Genomic DNA, 19,051 nt, shown 5'->3' on the forward strand with positions numbered 1-19,051 from the left:
GATAGCCCGGCTAGCCATCCCCGCCGCCGCCGGAGGCGTGCATGTCGGCCGCAGCCTGTCGAACGCCCTTCTGAAATTGCTTGTACGCGAAAATGACCAGCACCACGACGAGGGCCAAGCCGCCCAGCAGAATGAGTGCGGGCACTACGGGAAAGACGATGACCTGCACGGTGTTCGTCGTCGAGACGCCGTCGACGTTCTCGACCGCGGCGCTGAGGTTGCAGATGCAGAACAGGGGCGGCTCCCAGTCGACCGCGATGCGCCGCTCTCCGCCGCGAGCAACCGTGAAGTCGGGAAATGTGGTCGAGCCGGCGCCGTCTATGAGCAGGGCCGACTCTCCCCGAAAGTCCCGGTGCACCGTTCCCGTGTTCGTGACCGTGGCTTCGACCTTCACGGTGCCACCGCTCGAAAAACCGGGCGCGGTCAGGTCGCTCACCTCGGCCGACTCGTCGACCGGCCCCGGCACCGTGATGTACACCGGGGTGGCGACACCTCGATTGACCTTGATGTTTCCTCCGGTCTCGCCGGCGGGCACGAGGAACACGAGCGCGACCTGGTGATCGCCGAGATCGGGATTCGGCGGCACCGCAATGGTCGTTGTGACGACCTGCTCCGTTCCAGGCTTCAATTCGAAACTGGTCGGCGAGAGGCTGACCCACTTCGCCGCCGAGTACGGCGCGTCCTCCTGAAACACGAGACTGCCGTCGGCGCCGCCCACGAAGCTCTGCGCATTGACGTCGACGTGCACCGCTGCCGTGCCTCGGTTCACCACTCTCACCTCGTGCGTCTTGGCCGTGTCTTCCGGCCCCACAATCAACCGCGTCGGACTTACCGTGAGGTTGAATTCGTCGGGAACGGCTTGATATGTGGTCGTCTGGTTCGGGCTGGGAATCGGCGTCGGGGTGACACTCGCATGCGCGGCGATGCTGCCCGACGAGAGCAGGAACGAACTGAACAGGATCGTGCACGCGGCGACGATTCGGCCGCGTGCACGACGGCCGGTCATCGGATGACCGTCATGCGTTGAAACAATTGCGCCTCGGGCTAGAGCGTCGCCGCGACGTAGGTGAGCGTGGTCGTGTAGGTGTCGGAGTTGACGAACGGAATCGTGACCGTGTATCCGTTCGTCAGGTCGTCGCCGCCCTCGGCCGACCGGGTCGCCTGGGTGTGGACGGTGACGGGCACCGTGGAACTGAGAGCGCCGGAGCCGGTATCTCCCGTGACGCTCAGCGCTCCGATCGGAATGGAATCGGGGTTGCCTGCCGTCTCGGGAAGCAGCGTTGCCGTCGTGCTCTGCACGGTCACCGAGTAGCCGGCGATATTGTTCGTCTCGACTGTGAAGGTGACGGCGTCTGCGTCGGTGACGACGTCGCTCGGAGCCCCGGTGAGCGTGAATTCGTCGGTGAGAGCGGTCAACGAGATCGCGGTCTCGACCTCGACGTGTGCCTCGGTCGTGTCTGAGTCGGTGGCCGCGTTCGCGGCCAGGCCGCCGCCGGCCAGCAGCGCCGCCGTTGACGCAAGAGCTGCCGCTCCCATGAGAGTGCGGTAGCCGCGCGGCATAGTGGTATTAAAACGAGCGTTCATTATATCCCCCAATATAGGGTGAGAGTTCACCCTGAAAAACAGGGTAGCTCATGGCTCCGGCGATGTATAGCTCGATAAGGGAGCATGCGCTGGACCCCTGCTGCTACACAGTGCAACGCACGGCATCACCGGGCCGCAGGAATAGGCTTGTCTGTGGCTCGCCTCGCATCGCCGCGAGAGTCGCGGGCCACGCGCCGCCGGCACTTACGGAGAACTCCATGACCGCATCCACTCCCGTCGATCCCACCACCACCCACGCCTGGAAGAACCTCGCTACGATCGCCGACGGTTTCTCTCCCGATCTCCGCGCATGGTTCAACGCCGACGCCGGGCGCGCCGAGCGCTACACCTATCAGGCCGCCGACCTCACCGTCGATGTGTCGAAGGGGCTCGTCACCGACGAGATCCTCGCCAACCTGCTGCAGCTCGCCAGAGATGTCGACGTGCCAGGTCGCTACGAAGCCATGATCGCCGGCGAACACATCAACGTCACCGAAGACCGCGCCGTTCTGCACACGGCCCTGCGCCGCCCGAAAGACGGCGAGGGACTTGTTCCGCCGAGGGGCTTCATCGTCGATGGCCAGGACATCGATGCCGACGTGCACGCCACCCTCGACAAGGTCTACGCGTTTGCCGACAAGGTTCGCTCGGGCGAGTGGACCGGCGTCACCGGCAAGCGCATCACGACAGTCGTCAACATCGGCATCGGCGGCTCCGACCTCGGTCCGGTCATGGTGTACGAGGCCCTCAAGCCCTACGTGCAGGCAGGCATCGAGGCGCGGTTCGTCTCGAACATCGACCCCAACGACGTCTACGAGAAGACCGTCGGCCTCGACCCCGAGACCACGCTGTTCATCGTCGCCTCCAAGACGTTCGGCACCCTCGAGACCCTCACCAACGCACGCCTCGCGCGCGAGTGGCTCTGGGCCCAACTGGGCGCCGCCGGCGTGCTCGACGACACCGACGAGGCTCGCACGGGTGCCGTGGCAAAGCACTTCGTGGCCGTGTCGACCGCCCTCGACAAGGTGGCGGCGTTCGGCATCGATCCCGAGAACGCGTTCGGGTTCTGGGACTGGGTCGGAGGCCGCTACTCGGTCGACTCCGCCATCGGAACCTCCGTCGTCATCGCCATCGGCCCCGACAACTGGCGCGAGTTCCTCGCCGGCTTCCACGCCGTCGACGAGCACATGCGCACAGCTCCCCTCGACGAGAACGTTCCCGTGCTCATGGGCCTGCTCAACGTCTGGTACACCAACTTCCTCGGAGCGCAGAGCCACGCCGTGCTGCCGTACGCGCAGTACCTGCACCGCTTCGCCGCCTACCTGCAGCAGCTCACCATGGAATCCAACGGCAAGAGCGTGCGCTGGGACGGCTCGCCTGTCACGACCGACACCGGCGAGATCTTCTGGGGCGAGCCGGGCACGAACGGCCAGCACGCGTTCTACCAGCTCATCCACCAGGGCACGCGCCTCATCCCTGCCGATTTCATCGCGGTAGCCAACCCGGCGCATCCGCTCAAGGACGCGACCGGCGACGGTGCTGCGGTCGAGCCGGGCCAGGATGTGCATACGCTGTTCATGGCCAACTTCTTCGCGCAGACGAAGGCGCTCGCTTTCGGCAAGACTGCCGACGAGGTTCGAGCCGAGGGCACGACCGAGTCCGTCGTTCCTGCGCGCGAGTTCGCGGGCAATCGGCCGACGACGTCGATTCTCGCACCCGCGCTGACGCCCAGCGTGGTGGGACAGCTGATCGCGCTGTACGAGCACATCGTCTTCGTCGAGGGCACCGTCTGGGGCATCGACTCATTCGATCAGTGGGGCGTCGAGCTCGGCAAGCAGTTGGCCCTTCAGATCACGCCCGCGGTGGCCGGCGACGCGGCAGCCCTCGAGAGCCAGGACTCGTCGAGCAAGTCGCTCATCGCGAAGTACCTCGAGCTGCGCGCATAGAGTTCTTGCGCGACGGCACCCTAGAACCTCGGTCGGCCCAGAGGAACCCCCTTTCGAGGCACTACGGAGGAGCGGGTATCGTCGTCGCATGAAACACATCACATACACAGAGAAGAGCCTTCTCGTCGGCGACGAGGTCGCTGATCTCGTGTTGCGTTACGGTGCCGTTCTGGCAAGCAACGGCCAGGCCGACACGGTCACGCTTCACGCTGTCGGCGCCGACGGCGACGAGGTGGATGCAACCCTTCTTCTCGACGCGGGCAGCAATCTGATGGCGGAGACCTCTAATACGTCGCTCGCCGAGCCCGACAACGCAGACGCGGTGATGTACATCCGACAAAAGATCATGTATCTGACGTCGCCGCGCACGGCTCTTCCCACCGACGAGACCATGCCGGCCACCTACGACGAACTCGGCCTCGAATAGAAGACGCTGGCGTGGCGGCGTTTCGCACGACCTCGACCGGTGCACTCGTCTGCGAAGCTAGTCCCGCGCGAGAACGCCGCCAACTGCCCGCAATCGTAACGACCCCGGCCATAGCGACATTTGGGGCTTGACGATGGCGCGGATTTGCGGTGTCGAAATCGAAAACCAATCGAGTAGGGAAGACACTATGAACCTCGACGACATTCCCATCACCACGACCACCGGCGAAGAGACCACACTCGGTGCCTACGACGGGGTCAGACTCATCGTCAACGTGGCCAGCCGCTGCGGCCTCGCACCGCAGTACGAGAAGCTCGAGACGCTCCAGAAGACCTACGGCGACCGGGGCTTCACCGTGCTCGGCTTTCCGAGCAACCAGTTTCTCCAAGAGCTCTCCAGCGACGAAGCGATCCAGCAGTACTGCTCGACGACGTGGGGCATCACGTTCCCGATCTTCGAGAAGATCCGCGTCAACGGCCGCAATGCGCACCCCCTCTACAAAGAGCTCACCAAGACGCCAGGCAGTTCTGGAAAGGCGGGCCGCATCAGCTGGAACTTCGAGAAGTTCGTCATGACCCCGGAGGGCGTCGTGCACCGCTTCAGCCCCAGAACCGAGCCCGATGATCCGGCCATCGTCGGCGTCATAGAGTCGTCGCTGCCGACCGCCACCCCCTGACCGCCTCGCGGCCTCTTTCTAACGCTTCCAGGCTCGACGCATGAGTGGCTCGACAGAACCTCGCGACTCCCGAGTGAACGTCGCCCGCTACCAGGTCGACAAGCTGAGCCCCGAGAGCGAACGCGACGACGACGCTTCCGACCCGGGCCAGCCGACGATGCAGCAGCGGGCCCAAATCGTCGAGATCTCGATCCAACAGGCGATGCGACGAGGAGATTTCGACGACATGCCCGGCGCGGGCAAGCCGCTGACCGGGCTCGAAAACGCCTACGATCCGAACTGGTGGATCCGCCAGAAGATCGAGCGCGAGCGTCTCACCGGGCTGGGGCCCCCGGCCCTGACGCTCAGAACCGAAGACGCGCAGCTCGACGAGCGGCTCGACGCAGCCCCCTCGGAGGAGGCGGTCCGGCACACGCTCGCAGACTTCAACGCGCGCATCATCGAGGCCCGCCGTCAGCTGCTGGGCGGGCCGCCCGTGGTGACGCGCCCGCGCGACGTCGAGGAAGAAGTGCGCCGCTGGCGCGAGCGACGGGATGCCCGTTACCGACAGTACGCCGAGGCCCGGCAACGCGAGGAGGCCGAGTACCGAGCCCTCGGATGGCGAGAACGCCGCCGAGCACGCCGGTCGCGCCGCTGACCACGAGGGCAGCTCCGAATTCTTGAGACTCTAACGGCGGGTGTTGACCCGTGCAACCCCATTGCACCGACGACGGCGGGCCGACGAGAGTAGGTGAATGAGAGAGCTTCACTACGGAGGCGGCATTCTGATCGTCGGACTCGATGTCTGCACGGCGGTCTTCGACTACGCCCTTGCACTTGCGCGGGTCGGCCGTTCCGACCTGATCAACGTGCCCGTGCTGGTGAACGGCTCGGTCGCCGATTCAAACATCCTGCTCGGGCCGTCGACCCAGATCTTCTGCACTCCCGCGAGCGAGACGGCCGACGAGCTCGACGATAGCGAAACGATCCGAGATCTGCGCGAGCGAATCGCCTCGCTGCATCGACCGATCAGCGCGGGGGCCGTCGATTCGGTCGTGTATCCGGATTTCGAATTCGAATACTGACAATCTCGGGCAGTACAGTTCAGCTCATGCCATTCGCTCTGGACACCCGTGCCGTGTCGACGGAGCTTGGCCCTGTCTAAGCGGGTGCCGGGCGACCTCGCGCGGCTGATCACCTTCAGCGACGCAGTCGTCGCCATAGCCGCGACCCTGCTGGTGCTTCCCCTGGCCGAGAACGCGACCCGGGGCGGCCTTCCCTCGCTCGGGGACATCGTCGCCGAGAGCGGTGGCCAGGTTCTGCTTCTGCTTCTCGGTTTTCTCGTGATCTGTCGGTTCTGGTTGACCCACCACGACATCATGCGGGAGCTCGTCACCTTCGATGCGCCCCTGTTCTGGTCGAACGCCGTCTGGCTGTTCTCGATCGTGCTGCTGCCCTTCACGACCAGCCTGATCGGCACGTCGGACAGTCGCGATCCTGCCAGCACGGGGGTGTACATCGGCAACATGCTCCTCACGTGTGTGGCCGCGTTGGCGATGCAATGGCACGTCACCCGAACACCGTCTCTTCAGTCGTCGAAGAGCCGAGGAACCGCTCGGCTGACGGGTGGGGTCGTCACCGTGATCACGATGGCCGCCGCTCTCGTCATCGCGGTGCTCGTGCCGGCGGTCGGCCCGTGGGCGCTGCTGCTCCTCGTCTTCGACGGGTTGATCGCGAAACTGTTGCGTCGCAGAACGCACGACGCCGGATCCACCGCGAAAGTGACGCGATGAACCCGGCGCGGATTCTGCTGGAGTTCAGCGCTTAGGCGACCGACTGCTCTCGGCGGGGAAGCTTCCACCCCGGACGTACATAGTGGCACGTGTACCCGTTGGGGTACTTCTCCAGGTAATCCTGGTGCTCCTCCTCGGCCTGCCAGAACGGGCCCGCGGGCGCGACCTCGGTGACGACCTTCGCGGGCCAGAGACCGGATGCGTCGACGTCGGCGATCGTGTCGAGGGCGATCTGTTTCTGTTCGTCTGACGTGTAGTAGATCGCGGAGCGGTAGCTCTCGCCGACGTCATTGCCCTGTCGATTCTTCGTCGACGGGTCGTGGATCTGGAAGAAGAACTCGAGCAGGTCGCGATAGCTGATCTGCGACGGGTCGAAGACGATCTCGAGGGCCTCAGCGTGGGATCCGTGGTTGCGGTAGGTGGCGTTCGGGATGTCGCCGCCGGAGTAGCCGGTGCGGGTAGAGCTGACTCCCGGGCGCTTGCGAATCAGCTCCTGGACTCCCCAGAAGCATCCGCCGGCCAGAATGGCTGTTTCGGTGGTCGTGGTCATCGTGAGATCTCCTCTGTGCTGGTGGACTCGGTGCTGGTGGACTCGGTCGTGAACAGGCCGCGGTATTCACCGTAGCCTTCTGCCTCGAGGTCTGCTTCGTCGATGAAACGCATGCTGGCAGAATTGATGCAGTAGCGCAGCCCCCCGGCCTCGGCGGGGCCGTCGTCGAAGACGTGGCCCAGGTGGCTGTCACCGTGGGCGGAGCGCACCTCGGTGCGCACCATTCCGAACGCCTTGTCGGTCTTGATCACGATGTTGTCGGGATCGACCGGAACAGTGAAACTGGGCCAACCGGAACGGCTGTCGTACTTGTCGGTCGACGCGAACAGCGGCTCACCGGAGACGACATCGACGTAGAGCCCCGCGTCTTTCTTGTTCCAGAACTCGTTCTGGAATGCCGGCTCGGTTGCATCGTCTTGCGTTACCCGGCGCTGCTGGCGCGTGAGGCGGGCGATCGCCTCGGGGCTCTTCTCGTACTGGGCTGACATTGTCGACTCCTCGTGTAGTGCGCGGCTGGCTGCCGCGGATATCAGGTAGAACAGGCATCGCCCGCCGGATGTTCCGCGGTCGGCCAATACTCAGGAATCAGAGTTCACGACGTCGGCGGCACGTCGGAGAACCGGATACTCACTGCGCGACCACCGGGCCACCACGGCATCCGCTCGGGTGCGATCGCGGGGGCCGAGTGAGCGCACGAGAGGACGAATCACGTCGTGCGCAAGCGCGTCGGCGATCTCGACCGGCACGCTGGCGCGCACAAACCCCTCGAGCCTCGTGAGATCGGATGCCACGAGCACCTCGAGCCGGGTCTGGAGCAGAATGACGGCCGCCAGTCGACGCTCATAGACGGGCGCGCTCCACAGCTGGGAGCTCAGCGTCGTGAGCTCGTCGTGCGACAGCTCGGGATAACGGCGAAGCGTGTCGCGAAGAGTGGCTCGGATGGCACCCACCGATGAGCCGTAGTACTCGACGCCCTCGCCGAAACGGGCGCGATGCTCGTCGGCCCGCTGCCACGACGATTCGTACTGCAGAGCCTCATCGATGAGGCCGCACGCCTCGCTCACTCGCTGCGACGCCACTACTCGCTCTCGGTGACCACGCTCTGCAGTACGTCGAAAAACGCATTGTAGCCGATGACAGTCTGCTCGAGCTGGCCCTCGTCGAAACCGGGCGACTGCTGCGACATGATCATCTCGGTGCCGCCGACCACCTCGGCCAGGTCGACCGTGATCACTCCCCGCGCGTCGTCAGAGGGGTTGTCGGTGATCGTCATCACCAGGTGCGAGGGCGCCTCGACCTCGACGTATTCGCCGACCCAGCTGATGGAGGTGTCATCGGGAAGCTGCATGACGGCGCTCCAGGAGCCGCCGGGGCGGACATCCAACGACAGGGTCTCGGCCGGAACGTCGACGCCGTCGGTGCCGAACCACACGGCGAACTTCTCGGGATTAGTCCAGGCGTCGAAGACCGCCTGCGGCGTGGCCGCGAATGAACGGGTGATGGTGAGTGCTGCCATTGCTGTACCTCTCGTCAGTGCTGTGAACGGTAGCGCATGGAGACGACACCGCTCGAGAATCGATGCACCTCGACGAGCTCGAGGTCGAGGCGCACCCCCTGAGGGAAGAACGGCGTGCCGCCGCCGACGGCCACGGGATACGCGAAGTAGCTGTACTCGTCGACGAGGCCTGCCGCGATCGCCTGCGCCGCGATGTTCGCACCCCCGACGCTGATGTCGGTCGTCGCCATTCGCTTGAGCTCGGCGATCGCCCGAGAATCGAATGTCCGCTCGATTCTCGTGCGTTCGGTGGATGCCTCGGCGAGGGTCGTCGAGAACACGACCTTCTGCGCGGCGCGCCAGATGCGGGTGAAGTCCTGCATCACCGGCTCGGGGTCTTTCTCGGCGTCGGGCGTGGCCCAGAACGACATGACGTCGTACATGCGACGACCGTAGAGGTAGGTGCCGATCGGCCTGGCGACTTCGTTGGCCGCGGCATGCACCTCGGGGTCGGGTTCGGCCCAGTCGAAGCTGCCCTCTGCATCGGCGACGTAGCCGTCGAGCGATCCGATTCCGAAATAGATCAGCTTCGCCATGGTCAGGACACTACTCGCCTACTTCAGCAGGCGCACCCGCCTCGCCACAACCCGACGCCTTTCTGGCACGGCCTCAGCCGGTGCATCCGTCTTCTCGCTGCGCACGAAGCCGATGCCGACCAGGATGAGCGCGCCGCCGAGCATCTGCGGAATGGTCAACCGCTCGCCGAGCAGCAGCCATGCATAGAAGGTCGCGGCCACGACCTCGAGCAGCCCCACGAACGAGGCGAGCCGCGAGCCGAGCATCTCGCTCGCCGTGATGCCGGTGGCATAGGCGATCGCGGTCGAGACGATGCCCACGATCAGAAGCGGCATCCACCAGGGCGCCAGACCTCCGAACATCGCGACCTCGCCGAACGTGGCGGTGAAGGGCACGAGTCCGGTCAGTCCGACCGCGCCGAGAACGATTCCGCCGACGACAAGGCCGGCTGCCGCGAGGGCCACAGGGGGAAGCCCGTCGCTGGGCTGAGCCGCGACGACGTAGTAGACGGCGCATCCGATCATTGCCGCCAGGGCGAAGGTGAGCCCGAGCACATCGAAGCTCGCCGATCCGCCGGGCGACACCACCAGAACCAGGCCGACGAGCGCGACGACCGAGCCGATCAGGACGACGGCCTTGGGCATCCGACGCGTGCTAGCCCAGGCGAAGGCGACGAGAAGCAACGGCGCCATGTATTCGATGAGCACGGCGGTGCCGACGGGAATGCGCTGGATGGCGGCGAAGTAGAGCAGCTGGGTTGCGGCGACGCCGATGAGGGCCATGGCGAGCACCCGGCCCCGCGAGCGCCACAGCGTCGACCAGCGGCCGCGAAGCGCCACGATCGCCACCGGCGCGAGCACGATTCCTCCGACGAGCGCGCGCACGGTCACGGCGGCCGCCGGACTCCAGCCGGCCTCGAGCACGGGCTTGATGAGGGCGCCCGAGCTGCCGAAGGTGGCCGCCGCGATCACGGCGATGACGAGTCCGAGCGAGGTCTGTGACCGGGGCATGGCATTCCTTCTCACATTGCTGGTAGAGCTTCCGTATGCCAGACGCTAGTCTCAGAGTGAGTAAGGAGTCAATTTGCATTTAGCCCCTGACACAGAAGATGTACTCGCGTTCGTCGTCGCGCTCGGCAATACCGTCGCCGGCGCCTCTCGTAGCGGCTCCGACGAGATCGCCACGGCCGCCGAGTTGACCCGCCTCCTCGATGCCCACGGCTACACCGGACGGTTCGACCGGGACGACCGTGAACTCGACGCCGTGCACCGCGTGCGCGCGCACCTGCGCCGGGTCTGGGGTCTGTCGCGCGACGAGGCTGCGGCTGAGGTCAATGACATGCTCGAGCTGACCCGCGCATTGCCCCAGCTCGCTCGTCACGACGCCTTCGACTGGCACCTGCACGCGTCGGCGAGCGACGAGCCCCTGGCCGATCGCATCCTGAGCGAAGCGGCGCTCGCCTTGGTCGACGTGATCCGCACCGACGAGATGGCCCGCCTGCGAGTGTGCGGCGCCGTCGACTGCGACGGCATCTTCGCCGACCTCTCGCGCAACGGCTCGAAGCGGTTCTGCAGTGTGCGCTGCGGCAACCGGGTGAACATGATCGCGTTCCGCGAGCGCGCCGCATCCGAGACGGCCTAGCTAGTTCTTGGGTGTGAGTGGCTCGGCATCGATGGCGGGCGGCGGCGCGACGGGCGAGGCCGACGTCGCCGGCCCATTCTCGTTCCACGTCTTGACGATCGCCCATCCGACTGCGGCGATCGGCACGGCAAGCACTGCGCCCGTGATGCCTCCGAGAATCGTTCCCGCCGTGAGGGCCACCAGAATGACGAGCGGATGCAGTTTGAGCGACTGCGCCATGACCACGGGCTGGAGGAAATTGCCCTCGAGCTGGTTGACGGCGATCACGATGAGAACCACGATCAGGGCGACCACCGGACCGTTCGCCACCAGGGCAACGAGTGCGGCCAGGATTCCGGCGGCGGTCGCACCGACGATGGGGATGAAGGCGGTGACGAACACGATCACGGCCAACGGCAGGGCCAGGGGCACGCCGAGGATGGCGAGACCGATGCCGATGCCGGCGGCGTCGACGAAGGCGATGATGGCGGTTCCCCGCACGTAGCCGCCGAGCACCCGAACGGCGGTCGCACCGATCCGCTCGCCGCGCGCCTTGCGGTGGCCTCGGAACGGACGGAGGAAGAAGGCCCAGATGACCGGCCCGTCTTTGAGGAAGAAGAACAGGATCACGACGGCCAGCGCCGCTCCCGTCGCCAGTTCGCCGACGACCGACACGCCGGCAAGGGCGCCCGATCCGGCCTGGCTGCTCGTCGCGAAATCGATGAGGGACTGCTTGGCCGACTCGATCTGCTGGGCGTCGACCGGAATCGGCCCGGTCGTGATGAACTTCTGCAGTTCGTCGAGGCCGTCCTTCGCCGACGACGCCAACGTCTCCCACTGCCCGCGAACGGCGAAGACGATAAGCGTGATCAGTCCGCCGATCACGAGGATGCCGGCGAGCAGCGTCAGCCAGGTCGCCACGATCGCAGACAGGCCACGCCTCTTCAGAAAGCGCATGATCGGCGAGGCGGCGGCGGCGACGATGAGTGCGATCAGCACTGGGATCACCACGAGCTTGAGCTGCACGAGCGCGAAGACCACGATCACGGCCAACGCGAGCACGATGAGGATCTGGCCGCTGCGAATCGCCAGCGAACCCATCTTGTCTGTGAGGAGGGATCGCAGCGTGGGAGCGGCCGTGGGCTCGCCGGAGGGAACGGTCATACACCCACCCTAGGCAACGAATGGATTCGTGCGCCCCCCTAGACTTGGCCGGTGCCGAACCCTTCCGATCCTCGAAGCGGGCAAGCGGCAGCGGCGGCGCGAGGCGGCGGACGGGCACTCGCCCTCGCCGGGATCGTGCTCGTCGCGGTGAATCTCCGCACCGCCGTGGCCGCCCTGTCGCCCATCTTCGCGCAGATCAGTGTCGACATTCCGATCACCAGCGTCGGCGTCGGGCTGCTCGGCACCCTGCCTCCCCTCTGCTTCGCCGTCTTCGGCCTCCTGGCTCCGGCGCTGAAGAGGCACCTGCGCCTCGAGACCCTGCTGATCGCGGCGTTGTGCGCCATCCTGATCGGCCATCTCGTGCGCGGCCTCGCCCCGAGCTATGTCGTGCTCGCGCTGGCGAGCGTTCTGACGTTCGCCGGAATGGGCGTCGCCAACGTGGTGCTTCCCCCCGTCGTCAAGAAATACTTTCCGGCCTCGATCGGTGCGCTCACCTCGGTGTATGTGACGATCATGGCGCTCTTCAGCCTCATCCCTCCCCTCGTCGCCGTTCCCGTGGCCGAGTCGCTCGGCTGGCGCGTCAGCGTATCTCTGTGGGCCGTGCTGGCCGTCGTCGCGATCATTCCGTGGTTCACCCTGTGGATGCGCGACCGTCGGGCGACGGCCGCGTCAGCCGCCGCGGCCACGGCAGGCGCCGCAGCGTCCGCAGCGCGGCTGGACGCCGACCTCCTGCCGGAAGCCTCGCCGGTCGTCGTCGGGCGGGTCTGGCGTTCGCCGCTGGCGTGGTCGATGGGACTGCTGTTCGGCGCGACGAGCCTCAATGTCTATGCGGCCTTCGCATGGCTTCCCGAGATTCTGATCGACCTCGCCGGGGCTTCTCCCGCACAGGCCGGAGTTCTGCTCTCGCTCTACGCGGGCATGGGCATCCCGTTCTCTCTTCTCGTGCCGGTGCTGGCGAGCCGAATGAGATCTGTGGCGCCCCTGATCGCGCTCGGACTCATTTTCTACGTGCTCGGCTACGGCGGGCTGCTCCTCGCCCCGGCCGCCCTCCCCTGGCTGTGGGTGGCGCTCGCCGGCGCGGGCCCACTGCTGTTTCCGCTGGTGCTCGTTCTCGTGGGGCTTCGCAGCCGCACGCCGGAGGGCACCGTGGCGCTCTCAGGATTCACGCAGGGCATCGGGTACGCCCTCGGAGCGCTCGGCCCCCTCGTCGTGGGCGTGTTGCACGAGGCCTCCGGCGGATGGCAACTGCCGATCGTCTTTCTCCTTCTGACGCTCGTCATCGTTGTCGTCGTGGGCCCCGTGGTCGCCCGACCGCGGATGCTCGAGGACGACTGGCACCGCCCGTCGCCCACAGCGAGGTGACGCGAGAGCTTCGAAACGCGATGGCCGGCCTACTCGGCCGGCGCGGCCCGAACGTAGCTCACGAACCGGTAGTGCGTTCCGATGCGGGACTGTCGCCACTCCGTCGCGTCTGCGACGCGCCAGACCTGGGCATCTATGCGGGGCGCGGTGGTGTCGCCCCCGATCTCGAGGTCGAGTTCGGTGACCTCGATTCGGGATGCCCGGGGCAGCGTCTGCGCGTAGATCTCGCCGCCGCCGATGACCCAGACGGTCGCCGACGGGTCGTCGCGACCCGTCGCATCCAGAACCTCGTCGAGCGAATGCCCGACGACCGCGCCGTCGGCAGACCAGCTGTGGTCGCGGGTCAGCACGACGTTGCGCCGGCCCGCGAGGGGTCGAAAACGCTCGGGAAGCGATTGCCAGGTGCGCCGGCCCATGACGACCGTGCTGCCCCAGGTGACCTCTTTGAAGTGCGCGAGGTCTTCGGGCAGATGCCACGGCATCGTGCCGTCGTCGCCGATGACTCCCCCGCGGGCCTCGGCCCAGATGAGCGCGATGCTCATACCGCGACAGGCGCCTTGATCGCGGGATGGTGCACGTAGTCGATGATCTCGAAATCGTCGTAGCGGTAGTCGAAGATGCTGTCGGGCGTGCGATCGATGCGCAGTTTCGGCAGCGCGTAGGGCTCGCGGGTGAGCTGCTCGGTGACCTGCTCGACGTGATTGTCGTAGACGTGGCAGTCGCCGCCGGTCCAGATGAAGTCGCCCACCTCGAGGCCCGCCTGTTGCGCGACCATGTGGGTCAGCAGGGCGTAGCTCGCGATGTTGAACGGAACGCCGAGGAAGAGGTCGGCGCTGCGCTGGTAGAGCTGGCACGACAGTTTGCCGTCGGCGACATAGAACTGGAAGAGGGCGTGGCAGGGCGCCAGGGCCATCTCGGGGATCTCGGCGACGTTCCACGCCGACACGATGATGCGCCGCGAGTCGGGATCGGTCTTCAACGTCTCGATGACCTGAGCGATCTGGTCGATGTGGCCGCCCGACGGCGTGGGCCACGAGCGCCACTGCACTCCGTAGACCGGGCCGAGCTCACCGTCGGCGTCGGCCCACTCGTCCCAGATCGAGACGCCGTTCTCGCGCAGCCAGCCCACATTGCTCTCGCCGCGTAAGAACCACAGCAGCTCGTAGGCGATCGACTTGAAGTGCACCCGCTTGGTCGTGACCAGCGGAAAGCCCTCACTCAGGTCGAAGCGCAGCTGGGCGCCGAATACGCTCGTCGTTCCCGTGCCCGTGCGGTCCGACTTCGCGGCTCCCGTCTCGAGCGTGTGACGCAGAAGGTCTTCGTACGGAGTCTGGAGTGTGGGCACCCTGCGATCTTAAACCCACGGATGCCCTGACGGGACGAAGTATCCTTGACTGCAATGACCACTCGACGAGAAGCCGCCCTCCGCCTCGACATCTCGCTCGAGATGGCGCGCAAGCACGGCATCGCCGCCACGATCTCCGAGGCCGACCTCGCCGAGCTGAACGACAATCCTCCGCCGTGGCTGGCCCAGTCTCGGGCGAACCGCACGGGCACGAAGGCCGTGTGGGTGCAGCTCAGCTGCGATGTGTGCGGCTTCGAAGAGTCGGTGCGACCGAAGAAGTGGTGGCCCGAGTTCACCTACCTCACCTGCGATCATCACAGCATCGGCGACATACCGCTGCCCGCCACCGGCCTCGCGCGCAGCGAGCTCGACGGCATCGGTTCGCGGTTCATCGCGATCATCGACGCGCCGGCCAAATAGGCGGGGCCAAATAGGCGGGGCCGAATAGGCGGGGTCGAGGTCAGAGGGGGCGCGCGTTCGAGGCGTGCGCACGCAATACTCGCGGCACCACCACCCAGAGCGCCACCACGACCAGCAGCACGCCGATGCCCGCGACGACACCGGCTGCGCGACCGAAGACGAAATCGAAGATGAGCATCGCCGTTCCCGCCAGTGTGATCGCGACGCCACCCATCGTGACCTGCAGAAGACGGTCGGTTGCCGCCACGATGGTGGCTTTCGCGTGCTGGCGGAACAGGATGCGGTGCAGGCTCACGGGCGCGAGCCCCATCACCGTCGTGAGGATGGTGACGATCACGAGAGTGGCGTAGACGGTTTTCTGGTAGTCGTCGAGGTCGGTGAACCTGCTCTGGAACACTGCGGCCAGCAGGAAGCCTGTGAGGATCTGTGTTCCCGTCTGGATGACGCGCAGCTCCTGCAGGATCTCTTCCCAGTTGCGGTCGAGCCGCTCGGTCAGCGTCTCGCGGCGTCCGTCGTTGGGGTCCGCGTCCCGATCGTCGACGGCGCCGGCGCCGTTGCCGTTCGTCTCATTCACAGCCGCTCCTCGTTTGTCGCCAGATTACCCAATCGAGCGCCAACTCGAAACACGGCGACTGCGGCATGACGGGAGCACGGGTGTGTACCGTGCGTCAACCCCCGCCGTCATCGGTGAGGTTCTGTCGAGTTCGCGCCTACGATCAGTAGTGGGGTGATCGGCATCCACTGGGGATGGAGGGTTCACGATGAGCGAGACCGCGTCGCACCACCCGTATTCGGTGCTGCGCGACCGTTACCGCATCGAGGCGTTCGTCGGCAAGGGCGGGATGGCCTCTGTCTACCGCGCCCACGACCAGATGCTCGGTCGCGACGTGGCCGTGAAACTCTTCGAGCCGGCGCCGTCCAACACAGAAGAGCTGGCCCGGCAGCATCACGAGCTGGCCGTTCTCGCGAGCCTGAACCACCCGAGCCTCGTCACACTGCACGATGCGGGAATCGATCGCACGGACCCCGAAAATCCTCGCCGGTTCCTCGTGCTGGAACTCGTCGAGGGCAAGAACCTCAAAGAGGCTCTCGATGACGGACCTCTTCCCCTGCGTCAGGTCGCCCAGCTCGCCTTCGATCTCGCCGAAGGGCTCGAGTACGCCCACCACCACGGGGTCGTGCACCGCGATGTGAAACCCGCCAACATCCTGTTGGCCGAGTACTCGCAGCACGGGGTGCGCACCCGGGCGAAGCTCGCCGACTTCGGCATAGCCCAGTCGCGCAACGGCCTGCCCGCCAGCGGCGGCTCCGCCACGGGAACGGCGGCCTACCTCAGCCCGGAGCAGGCACGAGGCGAGCTGCTCGGGCCGGCGAGTGACGTGTATTCGCTCGGACTCGTTCTGCTCGAATGCCTCAGCGGCACGCCCTCGTTCAGCGGACCCAAACTCCAGGCGGCGATGGCCCGACTTCTCGACGATCCCGAGGTTCCCGACGATCTGCCCGTCGACTGGCGCATCGTGCTCACGGGCATGACGTCACGCGCGATCGCCGACAGGCCCGCATTGAACGAGATCATCGTCTTCTTTCGCGACGCGTTCGCTGCGGGCTCGGGCCGGCACGGCGCCCCTGAGGCGACGGCCTCGCCGGGCGTCGGCACGTGATTGAATGGGCGTTTTCCGCCTCAGGATTTACCTACAGCGTCTAACCATCTACGTCAAGGACATGCTGCAAAGGATACGACTCGTCTAGCATTTTCCACGTGACTGATCCCCGAATCAAAAGAACTCGCCTGCACGTCCTCGAGACGACCCGCCGGATGCTGTCCGAGCGCAACGGCGAGACGATCACGCTCAGCAGCCTGGCAAAAGAGGCCGAGGTCTCCAGGCGCACCCTGTACGTGCACTGGGGAACGATCGAGCAGGTCATCAGCGAAGCGGTCAGCCTCGCGCCGGGTGGCGACGGGTTCGACTCGGAAGGCCTGTCGAACCGCGAACGTGTCGTGCACTTCCTGGGCAGCGTGCGCGACGGCATCCACGAGCCGATCACGAAGGTCGCCCTCACGTCGCTCATTCACCACGCGACGCAAGAAGACAAGGCGGTCGCCTCGATGAACGACATGAGCGACAAGCGACTGCAGCAGCTCCGCGACCTCATCGGGCCGGTCACGGCCGAGCAGTTCGCCGAGCTCGTCGGCCCGGTCTACTTCAGTGAACTCGTGTTGCACGAACCCGCATCCGACGCCCTGATCGGGCGCCTCGCCGACGGCGCCGTAGAGCTTCTCGGCGCCGGCGAAGCGGTCGCGCACAGCTGACACCACAGCAGGCCTCGCGTCGCTGAGTGGCGTGTCCTCATTAATGCGGCTGTTCCGCGATGCAGGGCGCAACCTACGATGAGCACGGGCGGGCATCCGAATTGCCGCTTCCTGTCGAAGGATCGAGGCCGCGTTGCTGAAGACCCCTGTTTCGCGCGCCGACCGACTGCTCCGGCCGATCGCCCAGCTGCACGGGCAGACACGCCTCGTCACCGCGGCTCTGCTCATCCCGGTCTTCACCGCCGTCTTCTGGTTCGCCATCCCCCGGGGCACGTGGCCGCGTGTCTTCGTCGCCCTGCTCGTGGTGAGCGCGGTCTATGCGGTCGCGTCGTACCTTCTTTCCCGTGTGTCGATCCGCATCGCACACGACTGCGTTTCAGAGCGGGGTTTCTTCACGAGCAACCGGGTTGCGAGCAAGCGCATCGAGAGCGTCCTCATCGTCAGGGCTTATCGAGGTCATTCTCTCGACCTGGCCGCACACCTGTTTCTGCTCGACGCGAGCGGCGACGCACTGCTGCGCATGCGCGGTCAGTTCTACTCGATCGACAGTATCGAGGCGGTGGCTGCCGCCTTCGATGTGCCTATAAGACGGATTCTCGAGCCGATGACGCGCGCCGAGTTACGCCGTGACCATGCGCCGCTTCTGCACTGGTTCGAGCGTTGGCCCTGGCTCGGCGTCGCCGTGGCTGCGGGCACCATCGCGGCCTTGTCACTCACGCTCATCCTGCTGATGTCGCCCGAGAACCTCGTGGTGGGCTAAGCGTCAGCTTCTTCGACGAAGCGCAGCGTCAGGGTGAGCGTGTGGCCCTCGTCGTTGTCGGCGTAGATCGCCTCGCCCCGCACGCCGGCCAGCTCGCCGGTTCCCGAGCCGGGAACGATGCTGCCGAACGAGTGAGCGTCTGCCGAGTCGACCAGCCCGCCGTGCTGCACGACGAAAGACCCCGACCTAGCCCCGACGGTGCCGGTGAACGATTCGGATGCGAGATAGCCGGCGCCCACAGGGTTGCCCGCCATCAGTAGCTGGGCGACGCTCTGGCCCTCGATGTCTCCGGTGAAGACCTTGGTGACGGTGACCCGGGCGAGTTCGTTGCGCTCCCCGACCTCGCCGTACGGCGCCTGATCCCAGCCGGTGATCTCGAACGGGGCGATGATGGGAGCGTCTTCGATCATGAGCCGATCATAGAGCCTCCGGCCCGTCAGTGCACCGATCTCGGCGGGCGCCGCACGAGCACGCAACCCGAGTCGCTCATAATACGAACACGTCGGGCGCGTCGACTGTTCGCTGCGACCGGATGCGCCGGTCGAGCATCATCGTCGACGCGCATTGCCGAAGATTCCCCGCATCACCTCGGTGAGGATCGTCTTGGTGACCTGCGAGCCGAGAACCTGCTCGATCGGGGTCTTCGACGACCTGCGGGTCGACGACGAGCGCGTGCTGCTGCGCCGAGGCTCGGTCTGTCGCGCCATCCGGTCGTACTCGGCGTCGATCTTCTTCTGCGCGGCCAAGCGTTCTTTCTCGCTTTGGGCGGCCTGCGCGGCGGCGGCCTCGGCGGCTTCGGCCTGGGCCGCAGCGGCGGATGCGGCGTCGAGACGACGGGCGAGCATCTCTTTCGCCGAGTCGGGGTCGACCGCGACTCCGTACCGGGCGAGCAGCGGCGACGCCTGCACTGTGGCCTGCATCTCCGCGGTCGGCGTGGGGTCCATGGAGCCCTGCGGAGCGCGCATCCGCGTCCACGCGACCGGCGTGGGCGCACCTTTCTCGTTCATCACCGTGACGATCGCCTCGCCGATGGCCAGGCTCTG

The 19,051-nt window shown here is 66.1% G+C and carries 26 protein-coding genes; 12 read left to right on the forward strand and 14 right to left on the reverse strand.

Translation table 11 applies throughout. From position 1 onward, the window contains the following. Positions 1–10: 10 nt before the first annotated feature. Positions 11–1,006 (reverse strand): hypothetical protein, encoded by a 996-nt coding sequence (locus tag ACE5CZ_RS13290; protein ID WP_374947809.1) that lies wholly within the window; start codon positions 1,004–1,006, stop codon positions 11–13. Positions 1,007–1,044: 38 nt separating this feature from the next. Next, a complete protein-coding gene (locus tag ACE5CZ_RS13295) occupies positions 1,045–1,560 on the reverse strand; it encodes a hypothetical protein (RefSeq protein ID WP_374947810.1) in 516 nt (171 codons plus the stop codon). A gap of 242 nt (positions 1,561–1,802) precedes the next feature. On the opposite strand from ACE5CZ_RS13295, the gene pgi reads away from it, so the two are divergent. The 6 genes from pgi (at position 1,803) to ACE5CZ_RS13325 (ending at position 6,405) form a co-directional block, all read left to right on the forward strand. Continuing rightward, positions 1,803–3,530 carry a glucose-6-phosphate isomerase gene (gene pgi, locus ACE5CZ_RS13300; protein WP_374947811.1) on the forward strand — a complete coding sequence of 576 codons (1,728 nt, stop codon included), beginning with the start codon at positions 1,803–1,805 and terminating at the stop codon, positions 3,528–3,530. Positions 3,531–3,618: 88 nt separating this feature from the next. Continuing rightward, a complete protein-coding gene (locus ACE5CZ_RS13305) occupies positions 3,619–3,957 on the forward strand; it encodes a hypothetical protein (RefSeq protein ID WP_374947812.1) in 339 nt (112 codons plus the stop codon). Between the two features lie 187 nt (positions 3,958–4,144). Beyond that, positions 4,145–4,633 carry a glutathione peroxidase gene (locus ACE5CZ_RS13310; RefSeq protein ID WP_374947813.1) on the forward strand — a complete coding sequence of 163 codons (489 nt, stop codon included), beginning with the start codon at positions 4,145–4,147 and terminating at the stop codon, positions 4,631–4,633. 40 nt (positions 4,634–4,673) lie between these two features. After that, positions 4,674–5,270, forward strand: a complete 597-nt coding sequence (locus ACE5CZ_RS13315; RefSeq protein ID WP_374947814.1) for a DUF1992 domain-containing protein — start codon at positions 4,674–4,676, stop codon at positions 5,268–5,270. Between the two features lie 97 nt (positions 5,271–5,367). Continuing rightward, positions 5,368–5,697 (forward strand): hypothetical protein, encoded by a 330-nt coding sequence (locus ACE5CZ_RS13320; protein WP_374947815.1) that lies wholly within the window; start codon positions 5,368–5,370, stop codon positions 5,695–5,697. A gap of 66 nt (positions 5,698–5,763) precedes the next feature. Then, positions 5,764–6,405, forward strand: coding sequence for a TMEM175 family protein (locus ACE5CZ_RS13325; RefSeq protein ID WP_374947816.1), 642 nt, complete (start codon positions 5,764–5,766; stop codon positions 6,403–6,405). A 31-nt stretch (positions 6,406–6,436) separates the two neighbouring features. On the opposite strand, the gene msrA is transcribed toward ACE5CZ_RS13325, so the two are convergent. The 6 genes from msrA to ACE5CZ_RS13355 form a co-directional block, all read right to left on the reverse strand. Beyond that, positions 6,437–6,955, reverse strand: coding sequence for a peptide-methionine (S)-S-oxide reductase MsrA (msrA, locus tag ACE5CZ_RS13330; protein ID WP_374947817.1), 519 nt, complete (start codon positions 6,953–6,955; stop codon positions 6,437–6,439). Then, the gene (gene msrB / locus ACE5CZ_RS13335; RefSeq protein WP_374947818.1) at positions 6,952–7,443 is read right to left on the reverse strand and encodes a peptide-methionine (R)-S-oxide reductase MsrB; all 492 of its coding nucleotides are present in this window, start codon (positions 7,441–7,443) and stop codon (positions 6,952–6,954) included. Before msrB ends, msrA begins: the two co-directional genes overlap by 4 nt. Positions 7,444–7,533: 90 nt before the next feature. Next, entirely contained in the window at positions 7,534–8,034 is a 501-nt protein-coding gene (locus ACE5CZ_RS13340) for a DNA alkylation repair protein (protein ID WP_374947819.1), read from the reverse strand. Then, entirely contained in the window at positions 8,034–8,471 is a 438-nt protein-coding gene (locus tag ACE5CZ_RS13345; protein WP_374947820.1) for an SRPBCC domain-containing protein, read from the reverse strand. The genes ACE5CZ_RS13340 and ACE5CZ_RS13345 overlap by 1 nt, the downstream gene beginning before the upstream one ends. A 14-nt stretch (positions 8,472–8,485) precedes the next feature. Beyond that, positions 8,486–9,046 (reverse strand): dihydrofolate reductase family protein, encoded by a 561-nt coding sequence (locus tag ACE5CZ_RS13350; protein WP_374947821.1) that lies wholly within the window; start codon positions 9,044–9,046, stop codon positions 8,486–8,488. An 18-nt stretch (positions 9,047–9,064) separates the two neighbouring features. Next, a complete protein-coding gene (locus ACE5CZ_RS13355) occupies positions 9,065–10,036 on the reverse strand; it encodes a DMT family transporter (RefSeq protein ID WP_374947822.1) in 972 nt (323 codons plus the stop codon). A gap of 73 nt (positions 10,037–10,109) precedes the next feature. Between ACE5CZ_RS13355 and ACE5CZ_RS13360 the strand changes: the two genes are divergently transcribed. Then, positions 10,110–10,667, forward strand: coding sequence for a CGNR zinc finger domain-containing protein (locus ACE5CZ_RS13360; RefSeq protein ID WP_374947823.1), 558 nt, complete (start codon positions 10,110–10,112; stop codon positions 10,665–10,667). Here the strand turns inward: ACE5CZ_RS13360 and ACE5CZ_RS13365 are convergent, their stop codons facing one another. After that, complete coding sequence (locus ACE5CZ_RS13365) at positions 10,668–11,810, reverse strand: AI-2E family transporter (RefSeq protein ID WP_374947824.1); 1,143 nt, start codon at positions 11,808–11,810, stop codon at positions 10,668–10,670. Positions 11,811–11,861: 51 nt separating this feature from the next. On the opposite strand from ACE5CZ_RS13365, the gene ACE5CZ_RS13370 reads away from it, so the two are divergent. Further along, positions 11,862–13,172: an MFS transporter gene (locus ACE5CZ_RS13370; RefSeq protein WP_374947825.1), complete on the forward strand. Its 1,311-nt coding sequence runs from the start codon at positions 11,862–11,864 to the stop codon at positions 13,170–13,172. A 29-nt stretch (positions 13,173–13,201) separates the two neighbouring features. Here ACE5CZ_RS13370 and ACE5CZ_RS13375 read toward each other — a convergent pair whose 3' ends face one another. Together ACE5CZ_RS13375 and ACE5CZ_RS13380 are read right to left on the reverse strand one after the other, a co-directional pair. Next, positions 13,202–13,714: a dihydrofolate reductase gene (locus tag ACE5CZ_RS13375; protein WP_374947826.1), complete on the reverse strand. Its 513-nt coding sequence runs from the start codon at positions 13,712–13,714 to the stop codon at positions 13,202–13,204. Beyond that, positions 13,711–14,517 carry a thymidylate synthase gene (locus ACE5CZ_RS13380; RefSeq protein WP_374947827.1) on the reverse strand — a complete coding sequence of 269 codons (807 nt, stop codon included), beginning with the start codon at positions 14,515–14,517 and terminating at the stop codon, positions 13,711–13,713. The genes ACE5CZ_RS13375 and ACE5CZ_RS13380 overlap by 4 nt, the downstream gene beginning before the upstream one ends. Before the next feature lie 54 nt (positions 14,518–14,571). Between ACE5CZ_RS13380 and ACE5CZ_RS13385 the strand changes: the two genes are divergently transcribed. Further along, positions 14,572–14,937, forward strand: a complete 366-nt coding sequence (locus ACE5CZ_RS13385) for a hypothetical protein (RefSeq protein WP_374947828.1) — start codon at positions 14,572–14,574, stop codon at positions 14,935–14,937. 40 nt (positions 14,938–14,977) lie between these two features. Here the strand turns inward: ACE5CZ_RS13385 and ACE5CZ_RS13390 are convergent, their stop codons facing one another. Beyond that, on the reverse strand, positions 14,978–15,511 hold the full coding sequence (locus ACE5CZ_RS13390) for a DUF6328 family protein (protein WP_374947829.1): 534 nt from the start codon (positions 15,509–15,511) through the stop codon (positions 14,978–14,980). Between the two features lie 187 nt (positions 15,512–15,698). Here ACE5CZ_RS13390 and ACE5CZ_RS13395 point away from each other — a divergent pair, with 187 nt between their 5' ends. The 3 genes from ACE5CZ_RS13395 (at position 15,699) to ACE5CZ_RS13405 (ending at position 18,008) form a co-directional block, all read left to right on the forward strand. Beyond that, positions 15,699–16,598 carry a serine/threonine-protein kinase gene (locus ACE5CZ_RS13395; RefSeq protein WP_374947830.1) on the forward strand — a complete coding sequence of 300 codons (900 nt, stop codon included), beginning with the start codon at positions 15,699–15,701 and terminating at the stop codon, positions 16,596–16,598. 98 nt (positions 16,599–16,696) lie between these two features. Beyond that, complete coding sequence (locus ACE5CZ_RS13400; protein ID WP_374947831.1) at positions 16,697–17,248, forward strand: TetR/AcrR family transcriptional regulator; 552 nt, start codon at positions 16,697–16,699, stop codon at positions 17,246–17,248. Between the two features lie 133 nt (positions 17,249–17,381). Further along, positions 17,382–18,008, forward strand: coding sequence for a hypothetical protein (locus tag ACE5CZ_RS13405; protein ID WP_374947832.1), 627 nt, complete (start codon positions 17,382–17,384; stop codon positions 18,006–18,008). On the opposite strand, the gene ACE5CZ_RS13410 is transcribed toward ACE5CZ_RS13405, so the two are convergent. Together ACE5CZ_RS13410 and ACE5CZ_RS13415 are read right to left on the reverse strand one after the other, a co-directional pair. After that, positions 18,005–18,418, reverse strand: coding sequence for a DUF3224 domain-containing protein (locus ACE5CZ_RS13410; protein WP_374947833.1), 414 nt, complete (start codon positions 18,416–18,418; stop codon positions 18,005–18,007). The genes ACE5CZ_RS13405 and ACE5CZ_RS13410 overlap by 4 nt on opposite strands. Before the next feature lie 138 nt (positions 18,419–18,556). Continuing rightward, on the reverse strand, positions 18,557–19,051 hold a 495-nt coding region (locus tag ACE5CZ_RS13415), incomplete at its 5' end, for a helicase HerA-like domain-containing protein (RefSeq protein ID WP_374947834.1).

Source organism: Agreia sp., from assembly GCF_964263775.1.
Classification (GTDB): Bacteria; Actinomycetota; Actinomycetes; order Actinomycetales; family Microbacteriaceae; genus Agreia.

Coding starts and splice junctions, on each gene's coding strand:
- ACE5CZ_RS13315 (WP_374947814.1), top strand. CDS start 4,674: ATGAGTGGCTCGACAGAACCTCGCGACTCCCGAGTGAACGTCGCCCGC.
- msrA (WP_374947817.1), bottom strand. CDS start 6,955: ATGACCACGACCACCGAAACAGCCATTCTGGCCGGCGGATGCTTCTGG.
- ACE5CZ_RS13365 (WP_374947824.1), bottom strand. CDS start 11,810: ATGACCGTTCCCTCCGGCGAGCCCACGGCCGCTCCCACGCTGCGATCC.
- pgi (WP_374947811.1), top strand. CDS start 1,803: ATGACCGCATCCACTCCCGTCGATCCCACCACCACCCACGCCTGGAAG.
- ACE5CZ_RS13410 (WP_374947833.1), bottom strand. CDS start 18,418: ATGATCGAAGACGCTCCCATCATCGCCCCGTTCGAGATCACCGGCTGG.
- ACE5CZ_RS13395 (WP_374947830.1), top strand. CDS start 15,699: ATGAGCGAGACCGCGTCGCACCACCCGTATTCGGTGCTGCGCGACCGT.
- ACE5CZ_RS13310 (WP_374947813.1), top strand. CDS start 4,145: ATGAACCTCGACGACATTCCCATCACCACGACCACCGGCGAAGAGACC.
- ACE5CZ_RS13305 (WP_374947812.1), top strand. CDS start 3,619: ATGAAACACATCACATACACAGAGAAGAGCCTTCTCGTCGGCGACGAG.
- ACE5CZ_RS13320 (WP_374947815.1), top strand. CDS start 5,368: ATGAGAGAGCTTCACTACGGAGGCGGCATTCTGATCGTCGGACTCGAT.
- ACE5CZ_RS13290 (WP_374947809.1), bottom strand. CDS start 1,006: ATGACCGGCCGTCGTGCACGCGGCCGAATCGTCGCCGCGTGCACGATC.
- ACE5CZ_RS13385 (WP_374947828.1), top strand. CDS start 14,572: ATGACCACTCGACGAGAAGCCGCCCTCCGCCTCGACATCTCGCTCGAG.
- ACE5CZ_RS13350 (WP_374947821.1), bottom strand. CDS start 9,046: ATGGCGAAGCTGATCTATTTCGGAATCGGATCGCTCGACGGCTACGTC.
- ACE5CZ_RS13355 (WP_374947822.1), bottom strand. CDS start 10,036: ATGCCCCGGTCACAGACCTCGCTCGGACTCGTCATCGCCGTGATCGCG.
- ACE5CZ_RS13375 (WP_374947826.1), bottom strand. CDS start 13,714: ATGAGCATCGCGCTCATCTGGGCCGAGGCCCGCGGGGGAGTCATCGGC.
- ACE5CZ_RS13295 (WP_374947810.1), bottom strand. CDS start 1,560: ATGCCGCGCGGCTACCGCACTCTCATGGGAGCGGCAGCTCTTGCGTCA.
- ACE5CZ_RS13345 (WP_374947820.1), bottom strand. CDS start 8,471: ATGGCAGCACTCACCATCACCCGTTCATTCGCGGCCACGCCGCAGGCG.
- msrB (WP_374947818.1), bottom strand. CDS start 7,443: ATGTCAGCCCAGTACGAGAAGAGCCCCGAGGCGATCGCCCGCCTCACG.